Here is a 17,456-nt window from a genome sequence, read left to right on the forward strand (position 1 = left end):
TCAACTAAAACAAAAGTGGCATGATGACATGTTATCGTTTTTGTCAAAACGCAAAAAAAGGGGCATCGCCGCCGACGAAATCCCAGAAGGGGCGATTGCCAATCTCGATGAACTTGAACTCGAGCTGACGCATGTCGGCCGCTACGAAATCGTGGCGCCCATCGGCAGCGGCGGAATGGGAACCGTATACAAGGCCATCGATCGCGAACGGGATTTGACCGTGGCGATCAAGGTGCTGGACCGCCGCTACGATTTGGACAAGCGCCGCCGCAGCCGCGATTATCTTGGACGGGAAATCGAAATCGCGGCATCGCTCAACCATCCGGCCATCGTCAAGATCCACAAGGAAATTATCGTACAGGAAGACCGTCAGGGGCACATGCGGCGATGTCTGCTCATGGAATTCGTGGACGGGCCGAATCTGCGCAAATACATACAGGACCGTTCGCTGACATTCCGCCAAATGATGGAGATCTGTCGAAACCTCTGCATGGGACTTGACTTCCTGCATCAACACAACGTCATTCACCGCGACATCAAACCGGAAAATTTTTTGTTGACCCGAGATTTGCGGCATGTAAAAATAGTGGATTTCGGCTTGTCGAAAATGGCCACGGGCTGGCGCGCGTTTTTTGACAAGGGCGCGGGCGGCACGCGGCGCTACATGTCGCCCGAACAATTGGCCAGGGGCACAATTGATGCGCGATCGGACATCTTTTCGTTCGGTGTGACCATGTACGAAATGTTCAGCGGACGTCATCCGTGCAATGGGCAAGACATTCGTGAGGTGCTTCGGCAATTGCGCAGCAGCCAATACTGTTTTGAACCGCCCTCGAAATACAACAGCGAAATCACGCCGCAAGTGGACAAGGTCATTCTCAAGGCCTTGCGCCGAAATCCGGACAATCGTTACCAAAGCATGACGGAACTATTGCTCGACCTGTCGCGGATGGGAGAATCGCGCATCTGATGCCCACCGGAAAAGAAAGGCCCGGCCCATGCTGAAACCTCCCAAAGAACGGTCCCTGTTGCGGATTGTCCTGATAATATGCCTGCTGGCAGCCTTGGCGGGCGCGGGAATCGCGTTGAGCCGGCGCATCATGCCGTCCCGGCTGCCGGTCCCCTCTGTGCGCAGCACGATTCAGCCAAACCTTGACAAGGCCCGGGAACTGGCCGGCGAGGGAAAATCCGCCGAGGCCATCGCCATGTTGAAAACCCTTGCCGGCGCCGGACGCAGCGCTGAAGCCCTCGAAGCCGCCATCGAACTCGCGAGGGTCGAAAAGGAATCCGGCCACGTCCCCGAATCCTTGAAAACACTTGAACGCGTTTACCGCGACTTTGCCTCGACACCGAATTATGCCCGAGCCGCCACAGCCTATGCGCGCGCCCTTGATGATGGCGGCCAACAGCAAGAGGCCACAAAAATTTACGAGGAAGTCTTGGCAAGCGCGCCAAAGGAAATGGCCGTCGGCGCCTTGATTGGCCTCGGACGCCAGGCGGAAAGAGCCAACGATCTCCTCAAGGCCCGGGATTTCTATCGCCAAGCCGTGGCCGCGGCGGCATGGGACAGCCCCGACTGGAATGATGCGCTGGATGCATTGGGCAAAGTCAACGTGACGCTCATTTTTTCGCCGCAGGAAACCCCGGAGAGCAAGCGCTACGCCGTCCAGCGCGGCGACAGCATAACCAGCATCGGAAATGCCCTGAACACCACCCAAGGCTTGCTGATGCGCGCCAATGGAATTGACGAAAACACGGTGCTCAATCTCGGGAAACTCCTCAAATATACCCCCAAGGACTTCCGTATCGTCATTGAGCGATCAAAACTTCGCCTTTTTCTGGTGGACAAGGACGGAATTTTCAAGCGTTACAAGGTCGGACTAGGCAAGCCGGGCCATGAAACAACGCTCGGATCGTATAAGTTGGGCAACAAGGAAAAAAATCCCATCTGGCACAAACCCGGCGCCGGCCCCATTCCTGCCGGGGATCCCGCCAATGAACTCGGCACACGCTGGATGCCCCTAATTCCTGAACGCGACAATCTGCCCAAGGATCTGGGCATTCATGGAACCATCCGCCCGGAAACTGTGGGGCAGTATAGTTCGAATGGTTGTGCGCGCCTGTTGCCCGATGAAATCGAGGAACTCTACGATCTGGTCGTCCGTTCGACGCCCGTGGATATTGTCGAAACCTTTTCGCCGGACAGCGACATCCAGCAGCCGTCCGCACCGGAAAGTTCTACGGGAACCCTTTGATCCCGTTGTGGAACAAAAAAGAATGGAAGGCATGAGTACAGCAAAAGAAAGTGTAAACGAGCCGGTTTACGAACGGATTTCGCGGATTCTTGGAAGTCCGGATACGCTTGTTCCTGTGGACGATTTTGCGCTTTATTACCTGCTGGCCAGCGAGATTGCGCGGATGGCCCCCGGCCCCTTGGGGGAATCCTTGATTCTGTATCTGGACGAGCATACGGCTATGCAGGTGGATGCCGTTGACAGTACGCGGCTCGAAACCCGGCAGATTGTCGTGTTTGGGAAGCCCCCTGTCCCATGGGCGGATGCCGGCAACGTGCGGACAATCCCGTGGCTGACGGAATCCCTGGGACATAACTTGTTCATTGTGGCGGTTTCAGAATCCTTCAGCATGGCGCTTGTTTGCGCCAATGGAAATGGGCCTTTTCGCGGCGGATGGACCGGCGACAGGGACCATGTGTTCCGGATCGTGGCCGAATTACACAGGATGGGCGGAATGGGGGAAATGCCCACCCGTACAATCGCGGGACAACACGATCGAACGATGGCCTGCGCCATTCGCCTGATGGTATTGACAACCCGGCAATTGACCTTGCGCCAAATGGATATTGCCGCCGACAAAAACGACCTACATTCCGTGCTTGAAATTTTGAAGGCCGTGTCGGCCAAACGCCGATCGCATGATATCCTCTACGTCTTCGTCGAACAGATCGCCCGTGCCGTGAAAATGGACCGGTGCTCCGTTGTGCGCGTATGGGGCGGAAACGCAACGGCCCACGTGCTGGCGTCGCACGAAGATGAAACCGTCTCCAATCTGCCCATCGATCTGGCCCGATACCCCGAAATCCGGCGCACGCTCGAAACCCGCCAGAAAGTCGTGGTCAACGACACGCGGCACGATCCACTCATGCGTTCCTGCGCGGACGACATTGCCCAGGCGGGCGTTCATTCGCTTATCGTGATTCCCGTGCTGCTGTTCGACCCGGTCATCGGCTCGTTTCTCTTGCGCGCCGCCAGAACCAAGGACCCTTTCTCCCTTCGCGAAATCAGTTTCTGCGAAATCGTCGCCGAAGCCGCCGCGAATGCCCTGGAACGCGCCCATCTTTTCGAGGGCATCCAGAAAGCCAATGAACGCCTCGAATATCTAGCCATCACCGACGGTTTGACGGGCATTTACAACCATCGCTATTTCCGCCAGCGGCTGGAGGATGAATTCGAACGGGCCCGCCGCTATAACCTGCCGCTGTCGTGCCTGATTATGGACATTGACGGTTTCAAGAAGGTGAATGACACCTTCGGACATCTTCAGGGCGACAAAATATTACGCACGATTGCCACTTGCACACTCCAACTGGTGCGTAAAAGCGATGTCGTCGCGCGTTACGGCGGGGAGGAATTCGTCGTCATCATGCCGCAGACGGGTCTCGACGGCGCGCGCGTCGAGGCCGAACGCATTCGGAAAATGATTGAAGATACACGGCATGAAGGCCTGCCGTCCGACCATCCCGTCACCGTCAGTGTCGGCGTGGCCATCTATGATCCCGACACCATGCTCGATTGCGAGGCCCTGATTCGCGTGGCGGACAGCGCCCTGTATCGCGCCAAGCGTGAAGGAAAAAATCGCGTTGTCATTGGAAACCTGGAAGGAGCCGAATCGTGAAAATCCGATGGTTGTCGCTTTCGCTCGTCACACTGGCCGGATGCCTTACCGCCGCCAACCCCTTTGTCCATCACAAGCCTGAAAACAGCGGATTGCCCGCGGACGATCTCAGGGCCCTTGCGCTTGAAATCGAACAGGCGGTCGAAAAGGGCGATCGCGGGGCGGTGATTACCGATCGCGGTTCCATCACCCTGAACGACGAAATCATCCAGCAGGCCATCCGCACCCGCATTATTCGTTCGGCCCTCGTCAAGGAAATGCTCGCATCCGAATTTGTTTGTGAAAAGGAAAACGGCATGCTCTACATCCTGCGCAGCAAGAAATACAAGCAGGCCACCTCGTCGCGCGACCGCGATCGCAACGCGGGCATCGTTATGAGCGAAAACAACGATCGCTGGGCGCTTTACGAGGGTATTGTCAAGGCGAACAAACTGCCGGCCGGCTCGCTGAACGCCATTCAGCGGGCCTTCTACGAGGCCCGGATGCAGTGCTCCGGAAACGCATCCTCCGCTTCGCCGGAGAAATAACCGTTCATGCGCGCGCCCAAGGAAAGGCCGCCGGACACGCCAAATGTCGCAGACGCCCTGATGGGCCTCGAAGGACTTCCCGCGTTGCCGTCCGTGATGACGCGCATCTTGGCGACCGTCGCCGACCCGGACGCCTCGGCCTTGGATTTGAGTCCGTATATTTCCGCCGACCAGAGCCTGGCGGCCACTCTCCTGCGCATTGTCAATTCCGCGTACTACGGACGTTATCGCCGTGTTGCCAGCATCACGTCCGCAATAGTCATGCTCGGTTTTCAGGAAGTGCGGAACATCGCGTTGGCCGCGACGGCTTTCCAGGTCTTTCCGCGCAGTCGTTCCGGCTACGACCGAAACCAATTGTGGCGCCATTCGCTGGCCACGGCCATGGCGGCCGAACGGGTGGCCCGGATGGCCGACCTGTCCGGCGAAGGCTGTTTTGAGGCGGGCCTGCTTCACGACATCGGCAAGGTCGTGTTCGATTTGCTGTATCCCGAGCGGTTCGCGCAGGCAGTAAGCGAGGCGCATGCGCGCGAAATGTTTATCCGCGAAATCGAGCCTGTCTATTTTGGCATGAATCATGCCGCTGCCGGCGAACGACTGGCCCGGCATTGGGATCTTCCCGAAACCGTCGCCAGCGCGATTGGCGGCCATCACGCCGATAGGATGGCCGGCGCACGATCCGCCGCCTTGCCCGAAATTGTCGCCATAGCCGATTTCGCCGTCTATCAGGCGAATTTGGGCGAAAATTCCAATGGGCGTCAACCCGCCGGCGCCCCCGGCGACATGACCCTCCTAACTGTCCGGCAGTGGGATGCTCTTGTCCAGGAACTCGCCGACATCCGCCCGCGCATTGATGGATTCCTCGGAACACTTCCCTGACGTAGGTCTCACTCACAACCAAGTTTCTCTTCGTGCGCGTACTGGTACTCGTAATCGCTCGCAACACCCCGCGATTTACGCACTCGCTCTATCAAGGATCCGCCCTTGATCGGCAAATGCAGGTTTCATTAGGCTTTTGGACATATTCACGGCTTTTTCCTCGATAAGGCTTCTTTGATTGCCGCCAGGGAAGGAAGAAAATTTTCCCCTTCGTCAGGAAGGTAATCTTCAATCCATTGAAGAAGGGAGGCGATGACGTGCTGCCGCCATCGTTCGACAGGCCGGGCCACCTCTTCGCGCAAATAGAGAATGTCGCTCTGTAAACTCTTCCGTCTCTCCCCGTCGAGCGGCGCCAGATCGGCCTCCTCAACCAGCCTCTCCATCAACATCGGTATGGCCGCCGTTTCGTCTTCCGCCTCGCTCAAATCCGGGGGAAACGCGCGATTGAACGCGTAATGATTTTCCACCAAATCGATTCCCCGTGGCGCCATCCGCACGCCCGCGAAGGACGACGGATTATATCCATGCATGAGTTCGATCAGACCGCTATCGGCCAAGTAATGCGCGTTGGGAACCAACTCGGCGCGTTCCAGCCCCGACTCGATGAAGACATCCGGCGGAACGATTTCAAGCGGATTCGCCATATAATGCTCGTACAGGATCCGCAAAAAACGCCGTCGAACGCTTTTCGGGTGTCGCATGTTCTTTCCTTGCTCCTTGTCCTCAGGCTACAAGACGCCATCGCGAATATTCAACCCGTTCCCACGCCCCATGTCTGGATTGCAGGGAACCCTCCATTCCCCTGCATTGGGATGGGAATCACACGATGTTTTCCGTAGGGGTGGCGCTTCCCGATCCTAACTTCGCCACGGACGTTCGCGTTTGAGGTCCGACAATACACTTTTTGCAATGCCGGCGTCCTCGGCGATTTCAAAATCGAACATGCCCGCCAGGACGTGGTCGGCGCCCTTCGCAAAAGCGTATGCAAATGCGTCCTTGGGCGGAATGGCGCCCGCCGCCATGACCTTGAAGGCAATCCACGGTTTTTCGACGTCTTTCATGACGTCCATCGTTGCTTGTGGATCGCGGCACCAATAGGCGGGCGATTCGCTGGTCGCCCCGGTAATCTGTTCCGGCTTGGGCGCGCTGGGATAATTGTGGTGATGAAAGGTCTTAATGTAGAAATCCGCGTTGATTTTCGCCTTCTCGCATTCGACAATCACGTTCAGGTCGTGCGCGCCCACGCCCGACGGCACGCCCTCTTCCCGTGCAAGGTCCACGGCCTTGGCGACCAGATCCATGCGGCCTTCCGCGGCAAGTTTATCCGCCCTGACGCCCCACAGATAAATGGCGTCGGTTCCATCGGCGGCGAGATCGCGCACCATTCGGGCGTACTCGGCCATGTCGTCTTTTATCTCGGCGGTGGGGCAAATGATCCATTGCATCTTGCCGCCCCGATCGTAGCGGTGTTTTTTGAGGGTTTCGAGGATATTTCCCGCCGTGTGCACCACGAGCGTATTGATACCGTGCCGTTCGGCGAGTTGCAGCGTTTCAAGAATTTTCTCCTGCGTGTTGTAGTGCGCGCAGAGGTTGTAGACGTACTGCAAATCTCGGCTGTGCGTGTAATGCGTCAGCAAATTGCCGCCCAGCAATAGACGGCTGACCGCCATGTTGCCAATCATCCCGCGGGGAAGGGTGGTTTCTGGATCCGGTTCGGCCGTGCTTGCGCCCGATGAAAGAACCGATGCCGCCACGGGGGCCAACAATGCGCTTTTGATAAACCCGCGCCGGTCGCTACAAAATCCCATCGCTATTCTCCTCGGTTGTCGGCGTTTGTCTTTCCGCGAAAACCGGCGGAACAGTCCCGCCGGCTCAGGTCGCTGGTTTGCTTTCTTCTAAAGAAACATCCGCCGCTTCCGACTGCTTGGGGGGCTCAAAGGTTCGCAAGAGACCCGCCACATTTTCGTTTTTTTCATCCAAAACAGCCATGGCTTCGGTCAAGGCGGCATCCACTGATTCTAGATCGTCGGAATGTTGAATTTTTACTTTTCGCTTATTCGACATCGGTTGCCCTGTTTTCTCCATTTTTGGCGCTATTGAAAATGCCGTTCCGTATCTTGCATGTTCCACTTTTCCTACAAAAACAGCAGGGGCATTTCCTGGATTTCCGCGGCGAATCCGGACAGCAAAACATAACGTCCAACGGGATCCTTTGGGGCCTTCGGCGAATCGAGGGCGCTCCATGCTTCTTCAAGCATGCAGGAGGGAGGAGGTTCCAAAACGGTTTCGCTGAAATCCTCGCAGGCCGCCACGTTGGCTACCCGGACCAGTGCCGCCAAGCTAGGATGGGCCGCCTCGTCAAGGCGGCGTTCCGGAGCCGCATGGTGCATCCACAAGGCATCCGATAGCGATTGCGGGAGATTCCAATGCGTCGCAAGCGCTTCTGCCGCGCCGGCGTGGTCGAATCCGAAGATGTTCGTCTCCATCTGGCAAAACACTTCGCCGTGGCCGCCCGAACGTTTGATCAGGTCGAAATAATCGCCTCCAATTTGCCGTAGCAACACGATCTTGCCAATATCGTGCAGAAGACCGCCGATGAAGTCTTCTCCCTGCAAACCCAGGTTCAAGGAGGCGCCGATCATGCGGCACCACGCGGCAACCTGCAGCGAGTGCGCCCAGATCTCTCGTGCAAGGGTTCGTTCGACACGCCCATCCTGCAAGGTCTCAAAAAGCGAAATGCCGAGCACGATGTTGCGGACCTCGCGGATGCCCAAGATAACGATGGCCAGTTTGAGCGTGCTCACGTATTGCTTCATGCCGTAGTGAGGCGAATTGGCGACCTTCAAAATTTTCGCCGCAAGCCCCGGATCCCGCTGTACACATTCGCTGATCCGTGATACCGCCACGGCGGGATCTTCTGTGATGGCAAGCACATCCGCGACGATACCCGGCAGCGCGGGGAGTTCGCCCACGGATTCGATAATTGCTTCGAGTCTTTCTTGGCGTGCCGGCATGAAAAGGCGTCCTTAGCGTGATAATAACAGTGGACACGGGGCATTATTCAGCGCGTAGGCCGTTGTGCTGCCCACAACCAGTTGTCGGACCTTGGTGTGTCCGTAGGCGCCCATGATCAACAAATCCGCGGCGCATTCCTTGGCGTACGCCACGATGGTTTCGCTCGGATCGCCTTCACGAAGCGCATACTCGGCCTTTACGTCGTGTGTGTCGAGATAGGCACGCGCCTCGTCAAGCAACGCGGACGCCTTGTCGTCACCGACCACGAGCACATGGCAGGCCATGCGCCAGTCCACCGCGATATTGGCCGCGGCCTGCAAAGCCCGTTTGGCATGGGGCGATCCATCATAGGCGGCCACGCAGCGTTTCGTGCCGGGTGTGTCTATGCCCGTAATCAATACCGGTTGCTTCGCTCCACGCACCACGCCGGCCGTGGTCGATCCGACCAGCCCATCAAGCCATTGCCCATGTTCACCGCCGCGTCCCATGACGATCAGGTCGGCCAGTTCACTCTTTTCAAGAATGCTCCGAACAACCACCCCCGTCGTCTGCACGGCTTCGCAGACCACGCCCTCGTCCTCGCATATACGGCGGAACGCTTCAAGCGCCGCGCGCCCCCGTTCCTCGAGAATGAGTGAAATGTTTCCTTGATAATTTACATAGGGGGCCGTGCCGAGACTGGCGGAAATATCGCGCAGAAAGGGGCCTTCCAGCAGGCGGATATCCACGACATGTAACCCGACCAAGGCCGCCTTGTATCGCCGCGCCAAGGCCACGGCAAATCGCACGCCGACCGATGCGTATTCACTGCCGTCCGTGGGAACCAAAATGCGTTTGATCATCAACCGTACCTCCTCTTATCGGCGCAATTCGTGCCCGTGCGCCAAATCACCGAAGGCCTTGAGTAGTTTGATCCCCTCCCGCTGGCTTTTTTCCGGATGAAACTGTACGGCAAACACGTTTCCGCGCCCCACCATTGCCGCAAACTCCACACCGTATTCGCAGGTGGCCAGCACGAGATCCGGATCGCCCGGTTCCGGATAGTAACTGTGGACAAAATACATATACGGGTCCGGCGCGGCATCGGCAAGCAATGGACAGGGACGCGTTCCCGTCGCGCGAATCCGGTTCCAGCCCATATGCGGCACTTTCAATCCGGTTTCTTTCGCGTCGGGAAAACGCACGACACGGCCGGGCAGTATACCCAATCCTTTGTGAAGACCGCCTTCCTCGCTTTCCTCGAACAGCAGTTGCAAACCAACGCAAATGCCCAGAAACGGGCGACCGCTGCGGACGGCTTCAAGTATCGGCTCGACAAATCCGCGCGATCGCAACCCCTCGTAACAATCGCCAAAGGCGCCCACCCCCGGCAGCACCACGGCATCCGCATTCGCGACCAATGCCGGATCGTCCGTTATCGTTGCAGCATGGCCGGCCTTTTCGAAGCCCTTTTGAGCGCTTCGCAAATTGCCCATGCCGTAATCCACTATCGCTATCACTGTTCAAGCATTCCTTTCGTTGAAGGCACATCCATCACGCACGGATCGAGCCGGACGGCTTCGCGCATGGCACGGGCAAACGCCTTGAACATCCCTTCAATCATGTGATGCACGTTGTTGCCGTATCGCGCGGTCAGATGCAACGTCACGCGTGCATTCACCGCAAAGGCGCGGAAAAATTCCTCGACCAGTTCCGCGTCGAATTCGCCCACGCGCCCTTGGGGAAAATCCGCCAGAAACACGAGAAACGGACGCCCGCTGATATCAACGGCGGCTTCGCCGAGGGCTTCGTCCATGGGCGCAACCGCATGGCCGAACCGGGCCAGCCCCACGCCGCCCTTGGGGCCGGCGGCCAAGGCCTGCGCAAAGGCCTTGCCCAGGCAAATGCCGACATCTTCCACCGTATGATGCGCATCAATGTGGAGGTCGCCCTGTGCCGACACTGTCAGATCGAACAATCCATGCCGGGCGATGTGCGCCAACATGTGATCAAGAAATCCAACCCCGGTGGACACGTCCGATTTTCCGGACCCGTCGAGGTTTAACCGCAGCGAAATACGCGTTTCCTTCGTTTCACGAGAAATTTCCGCCTGGCGCATGATGGTCTCCATTTATCCGTTGCGATGGGCTTTGCTCTGTGTCGCCGCGCCCACCCTATCGTCCAAGATAAAGACGTTCGGCCAGAAACTGCGGCAAACCCGCCGCGATGATTCGATCCGCGGCCTGTTTTACCGGATACGGCACCCGAACCTGTTCAAATTCCATGGTGTCCGTGTCCAAAATCCCGAAGGCCGCCCGCGGATCGGAATCGCGGGGCTGGCCCACGCTGCCCGGATTCACAAAAAAGGCCTTCTCGCGCCCGCCCGACCGGTCGGTCAGCGCAAACTTGGAATCCGTGTCAACGGTATACACGCCGTCCGTCGAAAAAATGCCGGGAGAGTGGGTATGCCCGAAAAAACACAACAGACAACCTTCCTGTTCAAGATATTCGAGATGGGGCAGCACGTCTTCCCAGCCGAACAGGTACATGTTCCGGTCGCCCGGCGCCCCATGCACGGCAAGGAACTCCTTGAAACGCTTCGATTCGGGCAACCCGCGAAGCCAGGCAAGGTTGTCGTCCGAAAGGTTCTCGCGAGTCCATAATGCCGCCGCCAAGGCAATGGCATTGAAACCCCATGGTTCTTCGAGTCCGCACGCCACAGCGTCATGGTTGCCGCTGATCGTGAGGATTTCGCGCTCGCGCATAACATCGCAGCACTCGTTTGGCGTCGCGTTGTAACCGACCACGTCGCCCAAGCAGACAATCTGGTCCACGCTCATGGTGTCTATGGTTTCCATAACCACCGTAAGGGCTTCCAGGTTCGCGTGAAGGTCCGAGATAATCGCGTATCTCAAATCCGTCTACCTCCATCCCCGCTGTCACATTGCCAACGCCAAAGATTTGTCATTGCCGACTCATCGGCCACAATCGGCGCGCTTATTGTGCATCCAACAACCGACATGAATCAAGCCATGCGCCCCGTGATGCGGAATTGGGAAAAAAGCATCATGTGCACCCGTGCGGGCTCCGTATCGCTTTCGATGACAAGAACATATCCGCATCCACGAGGCCAAGTCAAGAATATGTTTGTTTTGGCCGCCTACAATCGGTACTGTAAGGGCCTGCGCGGAAAGGCATCGGCACAATCGATCCGGCCTGTTCAGCGCAAGGCGTTCGGATGGCTTTGAAACTTGCTCCAACGGATTCGGAGACGGTTGACGGCATGAAACTGGGCATTTTGCGGTTTGAGGATGGTTTTTTCCCCCGAATTTGGGGAGGACGCAAACTGGCGGATCTCTTTGGCAAGCCCCTACCGCCGGATCGGCGTATTGGCGAAGCGTGGTTGATCGCCGACCATTCGGTGCATGAAAGCATTGTGGCGGATGGGCCGCATTCGGGCCGGACCTTGCATCATCTTGTGCATGATTTCCCGGCCGCGTTGTTCGGCCGATTGGCGACACCCACGCCTTTTGGACGTTTTCCATTGCTGCTTAAACTGCTTGATGCGCGTGAAGCGTTGTCGGTCCAAGTCCATCCGGATGATGCATGCGCCGCGTCTCTGGCTGAACCGGACACCGGCAAGACGGAAATGTGGTATGTGCTTGATTCAGGACCGGCGAGTGAACTGATCTGCGGTCTTGACGGCGGGCTGGGCCGGGAAGCGTTCGCGGCCGCCGTGGCGGGGAACGCGATCGCGCACTATTTGAAACGGCATCCTGTCGAAAGGGGAACTGCTTTGTTTGTGCCGGCGGGCATCGTTCACGCCTTGGGCGCCGGGGTTGTGCTGGCGGAAATTCAACAGAACAGCGATCTCACCTATCGCATTTACGACTGGGGCCGGATGGAATCCAACGGAAAACCCCGCGCCTTACACGTTGAAAAGGCCTTGAAGGCCATTCATTTCGGCGAAATCCACCCGGGGCCGGTCCTCCCGCTCTTGTACGAACACGGAAACGCTCGGCGCGCCGTGCTGGCCGCATGTCCGTATTTCGCGGCGGAACGTGTCGAATTACAGGGAATGGTGGAGTGTCGCACCTATGGGGACTCTTTTCATATCGTTCTTGCCGTGAAAGGCCTCCTTGCCTTGGAAGGCATAGTCCTGCACCCCGGTGAAGCGGCCATCGTACCCGCGGAATTTCCAACCTTCACGGCTTCGGGTACAGGTCTTTTTCTGGACTACTACGTTCCGGATTTCGAGCGCGACATCCGGCGACCACTCATGCAGGCAGGGCATCCGGCCACCCTGATAGACACCATCCTGCATGAAAAGCGATAGGGCACATTGGGCGGATCACGATATCCGGCGGCTGTGGACGGATGTGGTAAACCAGGAATTCAATCGGGTATTCTCCCTTAAGAATCGCAAGAAAAAGGAACGAACGGATGACCAAGTTATGGGGTGGACGTTTCGAAAAGAAAACCGACGAGATTGTTGAACGTCTGGGCGAATCGGTCTCCTACGATGCTCGATTGGCACCGTGGGACATCCGAGCCAGCATAGCTCATGCACGCATGCTCGGCGACACGGGAATCATTTCAAGGCAGGATGCCCACCGAATTGTCCGGGGACTCGAATCAATCGCAAAGGACGTGGCGGCGGGTCGGTTTACATGGGATATAACGCTTGAGGATATTCATACGAATATCGAAGCGGAACTGGTGCGCCGGATTGGCGACCCGGGCAAACGCCTGCATACAGCCCGCAGCCGAAACGATCAAATCGCCACCGATGTGCGCCTCTGGATGCGGGATCAGATAGACGCTGTTCGCGGATTGTTGATCAACCTGCAATCAGCGCTGATCGCATTCGCCGAAAAGCATGCCGGGGTGATTTTGCCGGGTTTTACCCACATGCAACATGCCCAGCCGGTCCTGCTGGCGCATCATGTCCTAGCCTACCACGAGATGTTTGATCGCGACCGAGAACGGTTCGGCCAGTTGCGGGCGCGCGTGAATGTGCTCCCGCTGGGATCGGCGGCGTTGGCCGGAACACCACATCCCATTCGCCGCGAACAAGTTGCGCGCGAACTGGGTTTTGCGGCCGTCTCGGCAAACAGCATGGACGCCGTCTCGGATCGTGATCATCTCATCGAATTTTGCGCAGCCGCATCCATCGCAATGATGCATCTGAGCCGCCTCTGCGAGGAACTCGTCGTATGGTCGAGCCAAGAATTCGGTTTTATCGAAATCGGCGATGCGTTTACAACGGGTTCGAGCATCATGCCGCAAAAGAAGAACCCAGACGTGGCCGAATTGGTGCGCGGCAAGACGGGACGGGTTTACGGTTCCCTGATCGCGCTGCTTGCGTTGATGAAAGGGCTGCCGCTCGCCTATAACCGCGATCTGCAGGAAGACAAGGAACCGTTGTTCGACGCCTCCGACACGCTTCAACTGTGTCTTGCGGCTGTCGCTCGAATGATTCCGGCCATTCGTGTAAATGCGGCGCGGATGGCCGAAGCGGCCCGCGAAGGCTTCATGGAGGCCACGGATCTCGCCGATGCGCTTGTAAACGCCGGCATGCCATTCCGCGACGCCCATGCCGTGGTGGGCCGGATCGTGCTGCATTGTGTCCGCAACGGAAAACGGTTGACGGATCTCTCCCTTTCAGAAATACAAACCTTCTCCCCGTTGTTCAATGAAAAAATACGGTATGCGCTTGATATGCACGCCATTGTTAAAAAACGCGATCTGCCGGGCGGAACGGCGCCCCGCCGGGTGATGGCGGCCTTACGGCGCGCCAAGGCGCGACTGGCTGGTGAACAACCGACCGAAAATGTGTTACACTTACCAAGGAGGAAAAAGGGATAGCAGTTCATGGCAGAAGAAACGCGTATTCTGGTGGTTGATGACGAGATTGTCATTCGCGCTTTGCTTGTTGATGTCTTGGTGGAGGAGGGGTACAGCGTTGAAACTGCCGGAAATGCCAAAGCCGCCCTCGACCTGTTACAGGCACAAAACAATTTTATCATTTTGTTCACTGATATCATGATGCCCGAAATGAACGGCATTGAATTGATTCGTGAAGCGCGCAAGATTTGCCCGGCCATTATTCCCATCGTCATGACTGGTTTCGCCACGCTGGAGACCGCACGGGCCGCGGTCAAAGAGGGCGCGTACGATTATGTGTTGAAACCGTTCAGCATCAGCGAGATCAAGGTAGCCGTCAGCAACGCGCTTGAACGTCACCGGCTGGCCAACGAAAACGCGCGATTGCTTGAAATAACGGAACTGTTCAACATCAGCGAAGCCATTGCTTCAATTCACAACGAGCGGCAATTGCTCCGGTTTGTCTTGTCCGCCGCGATGGAAAGGGTCGGCGCATCCCGGGGTTCCATCATGGTCACCACGCAGGACGGACGCGCTCTTGAAGTGGCCGTAAGCGTGGGAATTCCCGAAGAAGACGCCAAGACTGTCGTGGAAATGGGCACGGGCATATCGGGGTGGGTGGCGCAGCACGCCCGGCCGTTGCTCATTGAAAATATCCGGCAGAATCCCGGCATTATCGAAGTAAGCCGCCGGTTGCGGGATCCATCGTTCATTTCCGTCCCGCTCGAACACAAACATCCCAGCAGTCTCGGTGAGCGTATGCCGGGGGTTGAAATGCCGCGCGTGCTGGGTGTAATCAACGTGAATGAAAAAAAGGGCGGCGCGCAATTTTCCGAGGGGGATCTCAAAATTCTCAGCATCGTGGCAAACCATGCCGCGGCGGCGCTCGAAAACGTGCGGCTCCTCAACGACGTACAGGATGCCCACCTTGCCACGCTTCAGTCCATGGCCCTTTTGCTGGAGGCCAAGGATGCGTATACCCACGGTCACAGTGAGCGGGTACGGGATTATTCCGTGCTAACGTCTCAGAAGATGGGCCTTTCGCAGTCTCAAACGGAGATTCTTCGCGTGGCCGCGGCGTTGCATGATGTGGGCAAGATCGGTGTGAAGGACGCGATCCTGACCAAGTGCGGTCCGCCCACCCCGGAAGAATGGGCCATGATTCGCCGACATCCCAAACTCGGCTATGATGTCTTGTCGCATGTGCCGCACTTAACCAAAGAACATCTGCAAGTCGTTCGCGGTCATCACGAACGGATAGACGGATCCGGATATCCCGACGGTCTTCAAGGCGATCAACTTTCCGTCGTTACGCAAATTATCGTGGTGGCCGATTCCTATGACGCGATGGCAAGCGACCGCGCCTATCGTCCCGCCCTCACACAGGATAAGATTATCGAGCAAATTCGCCGGTTTGCGGGCAGCCAGTTCGATCCCCATGTCGCCACGGTGTTTCTGGATCTTGTTGAACGCGGCGCATTGCGTCCGTAGCAATTACATTCGATTACCGGATCCGGCTCTCCGCCGATCCCAGCCACATATCCGCGTTTTTACCCATACGCTCCTTAATCGGCGATGTAATTTGTTCGATTCGCTCCACTATGGCCGGGGCAAGGGACAATTCGGCCGCCAGAACGTTCGACTGCAATTGTGCAATATCGCGTCCGCCGATAATGACGGAAGAAATACCGGGTCGCGCCAGTAGCCAGGCAATCGCAAGATGGGGGAGAGGCATCGCCAATTCACGGGCAAGGTCCGCCAAGGCGCCAAGGGCATTCAGCATCAGCGCCTCGCAACCGGGTTCGCCATGCCGCGTGCCGGCGCGCTCGCATGAGAAATGCCGCGTGCGGCGCCGGGTGGGGGGAATGTCTTCAATGTGGGCCCATCGGCCACAAAGAATGCCCTGCAATAGGGGCATATAGACCAAAATACCGGTCCCATGCCGCAAACAGGCCGGCAGGATTTCATATTCCGGCGCGCGAAACAACAGGTTGTAACCGATCTGGTTGGACACGGCATCACCGCAGGCCATCCATGCATCGAGGTCTTGCGGTCCAAAATTCGACACCCCGATGGCCCGTATCTTGCCTTCGTCGCGGAGGCGTTCCAATGCGCCATGGGTGTCCGCAAAGGGAACTGTGCGGCAGGGCCAATGGACTTGATACAAATCCAGGTAATCCGTTGCGAGGCGCTTCAGGCTCTCCTCGCACGCGGCGCGAACGGCCGCCGGCGCGCAATGATCTGAATTCACCTTGGATGCAATGACGACTTGGTTTCGGCGACCACGCAAGGCACGGCCGAGCGCCCGTTCCGATTCGCCATTGCCGTACATCTCGGCGGTGTCAAACAACGTGATTCCCAAATCAATCGCGGCCTGTACAACGGCGTCGTAATCCCTCTGGCGCGGAGCGCCCCAGTAGTTTTCGTCGCCAATCTGCCATGCACCGAAAGCCATGGAGGAAACCCGCAATGAATACGAACCCAACACACGATAATCCATGGAACGTTTCCTTTATTTAAAATGGGCCGATCCGTATCGAGCAAGCGATGGGAATGCCTGGTAGAGGCGCATGAGCCATTGACTGACCGGCGATAGAAAAAGTTCGGTCTGCTCGCGCCGGATGGCGCGTTCGAGGCGATGGGCGAAATCGTCCGCATGGAGCGCCGTAGGGCGCGGTTCTTCTTCGGTGGCCACCGACGAAAGCGCCACATTCATGACATGAATACCGTATAATCCCAATTCGGACAGGATCGCACGGGAAATACTGTTGACGGCGCCTTTCGACGCGCTGTACACAGTCTGGCGCGGGTTGGGCTTGTATCCGGCCAGCGAGGAAATATTTACGATCAGGCCTTTCCGGCGCGCGGCCATGGACGGCGCAATCAGGCGGCACAACTGAAGGCATCCGGTGACATTTGTCCGGACAATCGCCTCGATTTCCTCAAGGGAAGTGTCAAGGAGCGGTTTCGACGTGACGTCGGCGGCGTTATTGATCAAAATATCTATTTTGAAACCCGCGCCGTCAATGGCGCGCACGAGCACTTCGAGGGTTTCCGGCCTTTGCAAGTCGGCGGTTTTCCACCAGGCTTGACGTCCGTGGACTTCGATGCGGTGCGCGGTTTCCCGCAATCCTTCCTCACTGCGTCCTGTCAACAGGACACGTGCGCCGCGTCCGGCAAAATGAAGCGCCAATGCGCGCCCGATGCCGTGCGATGCGCCGGTAATCAGGATGGCTGCTCCTTCGATGTTCACAAGAGTCT

Annotated in this window: 18 protein-coding genes; 8 read left to right on the forward strand and 10 right to left on the reverse strand. The window is 57.5% G+C overall.

The window, feature by feature from the left end:
• Positions 1–28 precede the first annotated feature (28 nt).
• The 5 genes from P5540_00920 to P5540_00940 are packed head-to-tail and all read left to right on the forward strand — an operon-like array spanning position 29 to position 5,315.
• Positions 29–970: a serine/threonine-protein kinase gene (locus tag P5540_00920; protein ID HRT63360.1), complete on the forward strand. Its 942-nt coding sequence runs from the start codon at positions 29–31 to the stop codon at positions 968–970.
• A 28-nt stretch (positions 971–998) separates the two neighbouring features.
• Positions 999–2,255, forward strand: coding sequence for a L,D-transpeptidase family protein (locus P5540_00925; GenBank protein ID HRT63361.1), 1,257 nt, complete (start codon positions 999–1,001; stop codon positions 2,253–2,255).
• A 31-nt stretch (positions 2,256–2,286) separates the two neighbouring features.
• A complete protein-coding gene (locus P5540_00930; GenBank protein ID HRT63362.1) occupies positions 2,287–3,912 on the forward strand; it encodes a sensor domain-containing diguanylate cyclase in 1,626 nt (541 codons plus the stop codon).
• Entirely contained in the window at positions 3,909–4,439 is a 531-nt protein-coding gene (locus P5540_00935) for a hypothetical protein (protein ID HRT63363.1), read from the forward strand. Before P5540_00930 ends, P5540_00935 begins: the two co-directional genes overlap by 4 nt.
• A 6-nt stretch (positions 4,440–4,445) precedes the next feature.
• Positions 4,446–5,315, forward strand: a complete 870-nt coding sequence (locus P5540_00940) for an HDOD domain-containing protein (GenBank protein ID HRT63364.1) — start codon at positions 4,446–4,448, stop codon at positions 5,313–5,315.
• 146 nt (positions 5,316–5,461) lie between these two features.
• Here the strand turns inward: P5540_00940 and P5540_00945 are convergent, their stop codons facing one another.
• The 8 genes from P5540_00945 to P5540_00980 all read right to left on the reverse strand — a co-directional run bounded on the left by P5540_00945 (position 5,462) and on the right by P5540_00980 (position 11,224).
• Positions 5,462–6,016 carry a hypothetical protein gene (locus tag P5540_00945; protein HRT63365.1) on the reverse strand — a complete coding sequence of 185 codons (555 nt, stop codon included), beginning with the start codon at positions 6,014–6,016 and terminating at the stop codon, positions 5,462–5,464.
• 156 nt (positions 6,017–6,172) lie between these two features.
• Positions 6,173–7,123: a hypothetical protein gene (locus tag P5540_00950; protein ID HRT63366.1), complete on the reverse strand. Its 951-nt coding sequence runs from the start codon at positions 7,121–7,123 to the stop codon at positions 6,173–6,175.
• Between the two features lie 64 nt (positions 7,124–7,187).
• On the reverse strand, positions 7,188–7,445 hold the full coding sequence (locus tag P5540_00955) for a hypothetical protein (GenBank protein HRT63367.1): 258 nt from the start codon (positions 7,443–7,445) through the stop codon (positions 7,188–7,190).
• A gap of 5 nt (positions 7,446–7,450) precedes the next feature.
• Entirely contained in the window at positions 7,451–8,329 is an 879-nt protein-coding gene (locus P5540_00960) for an HDOD domain-containing protein (GenBank protein ID HRT63368.1), read from the reverse strand.
• A gap of 12 nt (positions 8,330–8,341) precedes the next feature.
• Positions 8,342–9,172 carry a universal stress protein gene (locus tag P5540_00965; GenBank protein HRT63369.1) on the reverse strand — a complete coding sequence of 277 codons (831 nt, stop codon included), beginning with the start codon at positions 9,170–9,172 and terminating at the stop codon, positions 8,342–8,344.
• A gap of 15 nt (positions 9,173–9,187) precedes the next feature.
• Entirely contained in the window at positions 9,188–9,829 is a 642-nt protein-coding gene (gene hisH, locus P5540_00970; GenBank protein ID HRT63370.1) for an imidazole glycerol phosphate synthase subunit HisH, read from the reverse strand.
• Positions 9,826–10,440, reverse strand: coding sequence for an imidazoleglycerol-phosphate dehydratase HisB (hisB, locus tag P5540_00975; protein HRT63371.1), 615 nt, complete (start codon positions 10,438–10,440; stop codon positions 9,826–9,828). Before hisB ends, hisH begins: the two co-directional genes overlap by 4 nt.
• Positions 10,441–10,483: 43 nt before the next feature.
• Entirely contained in the window at positions 10,484–11,224 is a 741-nt protein-coding gene (locus P5540_00980; protein ID HRT63372.1) for a metallophosphoesterase family protein, read from the reverse strand.
• Between the two features lie 323 nt (positions 11,225–11,547).
• On the opposite strand from P5540_00980, the gene P5540_00985 reads away from it, so the two are divergent.
• From P5540_00985 to P5540_00995, 3 genes are all read left to right on the forward strand, one after another.
• The gene (locus P5540_00985) at positions 11,548–12,645 is read left to right on the forward strand and encodes a mannose-6-phosphate isomerase (GenBank protein HRT63373.1); all 1,098 of its coding nucleotides are present in this window, start codon (positions 11,548–11,550) and stop codon (positions 12,643–12,645) included.
• Positions 12,646–12,752: 107 nt separating this feature from the next.
• Positions 12,753–14,177 carry an argininosuccinate lyase gene (gene argH, locus P5540_00990; GenBank protein ID HRT63374.1) on the forward strand — a complete coding sequence of 475 codons (1,425 nt, stop codon included), beginning with the start codon at positions 12,753–12,755 and terminating at the stop codon, positions 14,175–14,177.
• Between the two features lie 6 nt (positions 14,178–14,183).
• Positions 14,184–15,686: a response regulator gene (locus P5540_00995; GenBank protein ID HRT63375.1), complete on the forward strand. Its 1,503-nt coding sequence runs from the start codon at positions 14,184–14,186 to the stop codon at positions 15,684–15,686.
• A 13-nt stretch (positions 15,687–15,699) separates the two neighbouring features.
• Here P5540_00995 and P5540_01000 read toward each other — a convergent pair whose 3' ends face one another.
• Together P5540_01000 and P5540_01005 are read right to left on the reverse strand one after the other, a co-directional pair.
• A complete protein-coding gene (locus tag P5540_01000) occupies positions 15,700–16,695 on the reverse strand; it encodes an aldo/keto reductase (protein HRT63376.1) in 996 nt (331 codons plus the stop codon).
• A gap of 12 nt (positions 16,696–16,707) precedes the next feature.
• The gene (locus P5540_01005; GenBank protein HRT63377.1) at positions 16,708–17,448 is read right to left on the reverse strand and encodes an SDR family NAD(P)-dependent oxidoreductase; all 741 of its coding nucleotides are present in this window, start codon (positions 17,446–17,448) and stop codon (positions 16,708–16,710) included.
• Positions 17,449–17,456 lie beyond the last annotated feature (8 nt).

This window comes from Candidatus Hydrogenedentota bacterium (assembly GCA_035450225.1).
Lineage (GTDB): Bacteria > Hydrogenedentota > Hydrogenedentia > Hydrogenedentales > SLHB01 > DSVR01.

Bases quoted from the DNA above. Each gene is read 5' to 3' on its own strand.
- P5540_00920 (HRT63360.1), top strand. From the start codon at position 29: ATGTTATCGTTTTTGTCAAAACGCAAAAAAAGGGGCATCGCCGCCGAC.
- hisB (HRT63371.1), bottom strand. From the start codon at position 10,440: ATGGAGACCATCATGCGCCAGGCGGAAATTTCTCGTGAAACGAAGGAA.
- P5540_00950 (HRT63366.1), bottom strand. From the start codon at position 7,123: ATGGGATTTTGTAGCGACCGGCGCGGGTTTATCAAAAGCGCATTGTTG.
- P5540_00960 (HRT63368.1), bottom strand. From the start codon at position 8,329: ATGCCGGCACGCCAAGAAAGACTCGAAGCAATTATCGAATCCGTGGGC.
- P5540_00965 (HRT63369.1), bottom strand. From the start codon at position 9,172: ATGATCAAACGCATTTTGGTTCCCACGGACGGCAGTGAATACGCATCG.
- P5540_00925 (HRT63361.1), top strand. From the start codon at position 999: ATGCTGAAACCTCCCAAAGAACGGTCCCTGTTGCGGATTGTCCTGATA.
- P5540_00985 (HRT63373.1), top strand. From the start codon at position 11,548: ATGGCTTTGAAACTTGCTCCAACGGATTCGGAGACGGTTGACGGCATG.
- argH (HRT63374.1), top strand. From the start codon at position 12,753: ATGACCAAGTTATGGGGTGGACGTTTCGAAAAGAAAACCGACGAGATT.
- P5540_00940 (HRT63364.1), top strand. From the start codon at position 4,446: ATGCGCGCGCCCAAGGAAAGGCCGCCGGACACGCCAAATGTCGCAGAC.
- P5540_00930 (HRT63362.1), top strand. From the start codon at position 2,287: ATGAGTACAGCAAAAGAAAGTGTAAACGAGCCGGTTTACGAACGGATT.
- P5540_01000 (HRT63376.1), bottom strand. From the start codon at position 16,695: ATGGATTATCGTGTGTTGGGTTCGTATTCATTGCGGGTTTCCTCCATG.
- P5540_00945 (HRT63365.1), bottom strand. From the start codon at position 6,016: ATGCGACACCCGAAAAGCGTTCGACGGCGTTTTTTGCGGATCCTGTAC.
- P5540_00995 (HRT63375.1), top strand. From the start codon at position 14,184: ATGGCAGAAGAAACGCGTATTCTGGTGGTTGATGACGAGATTGTCATT.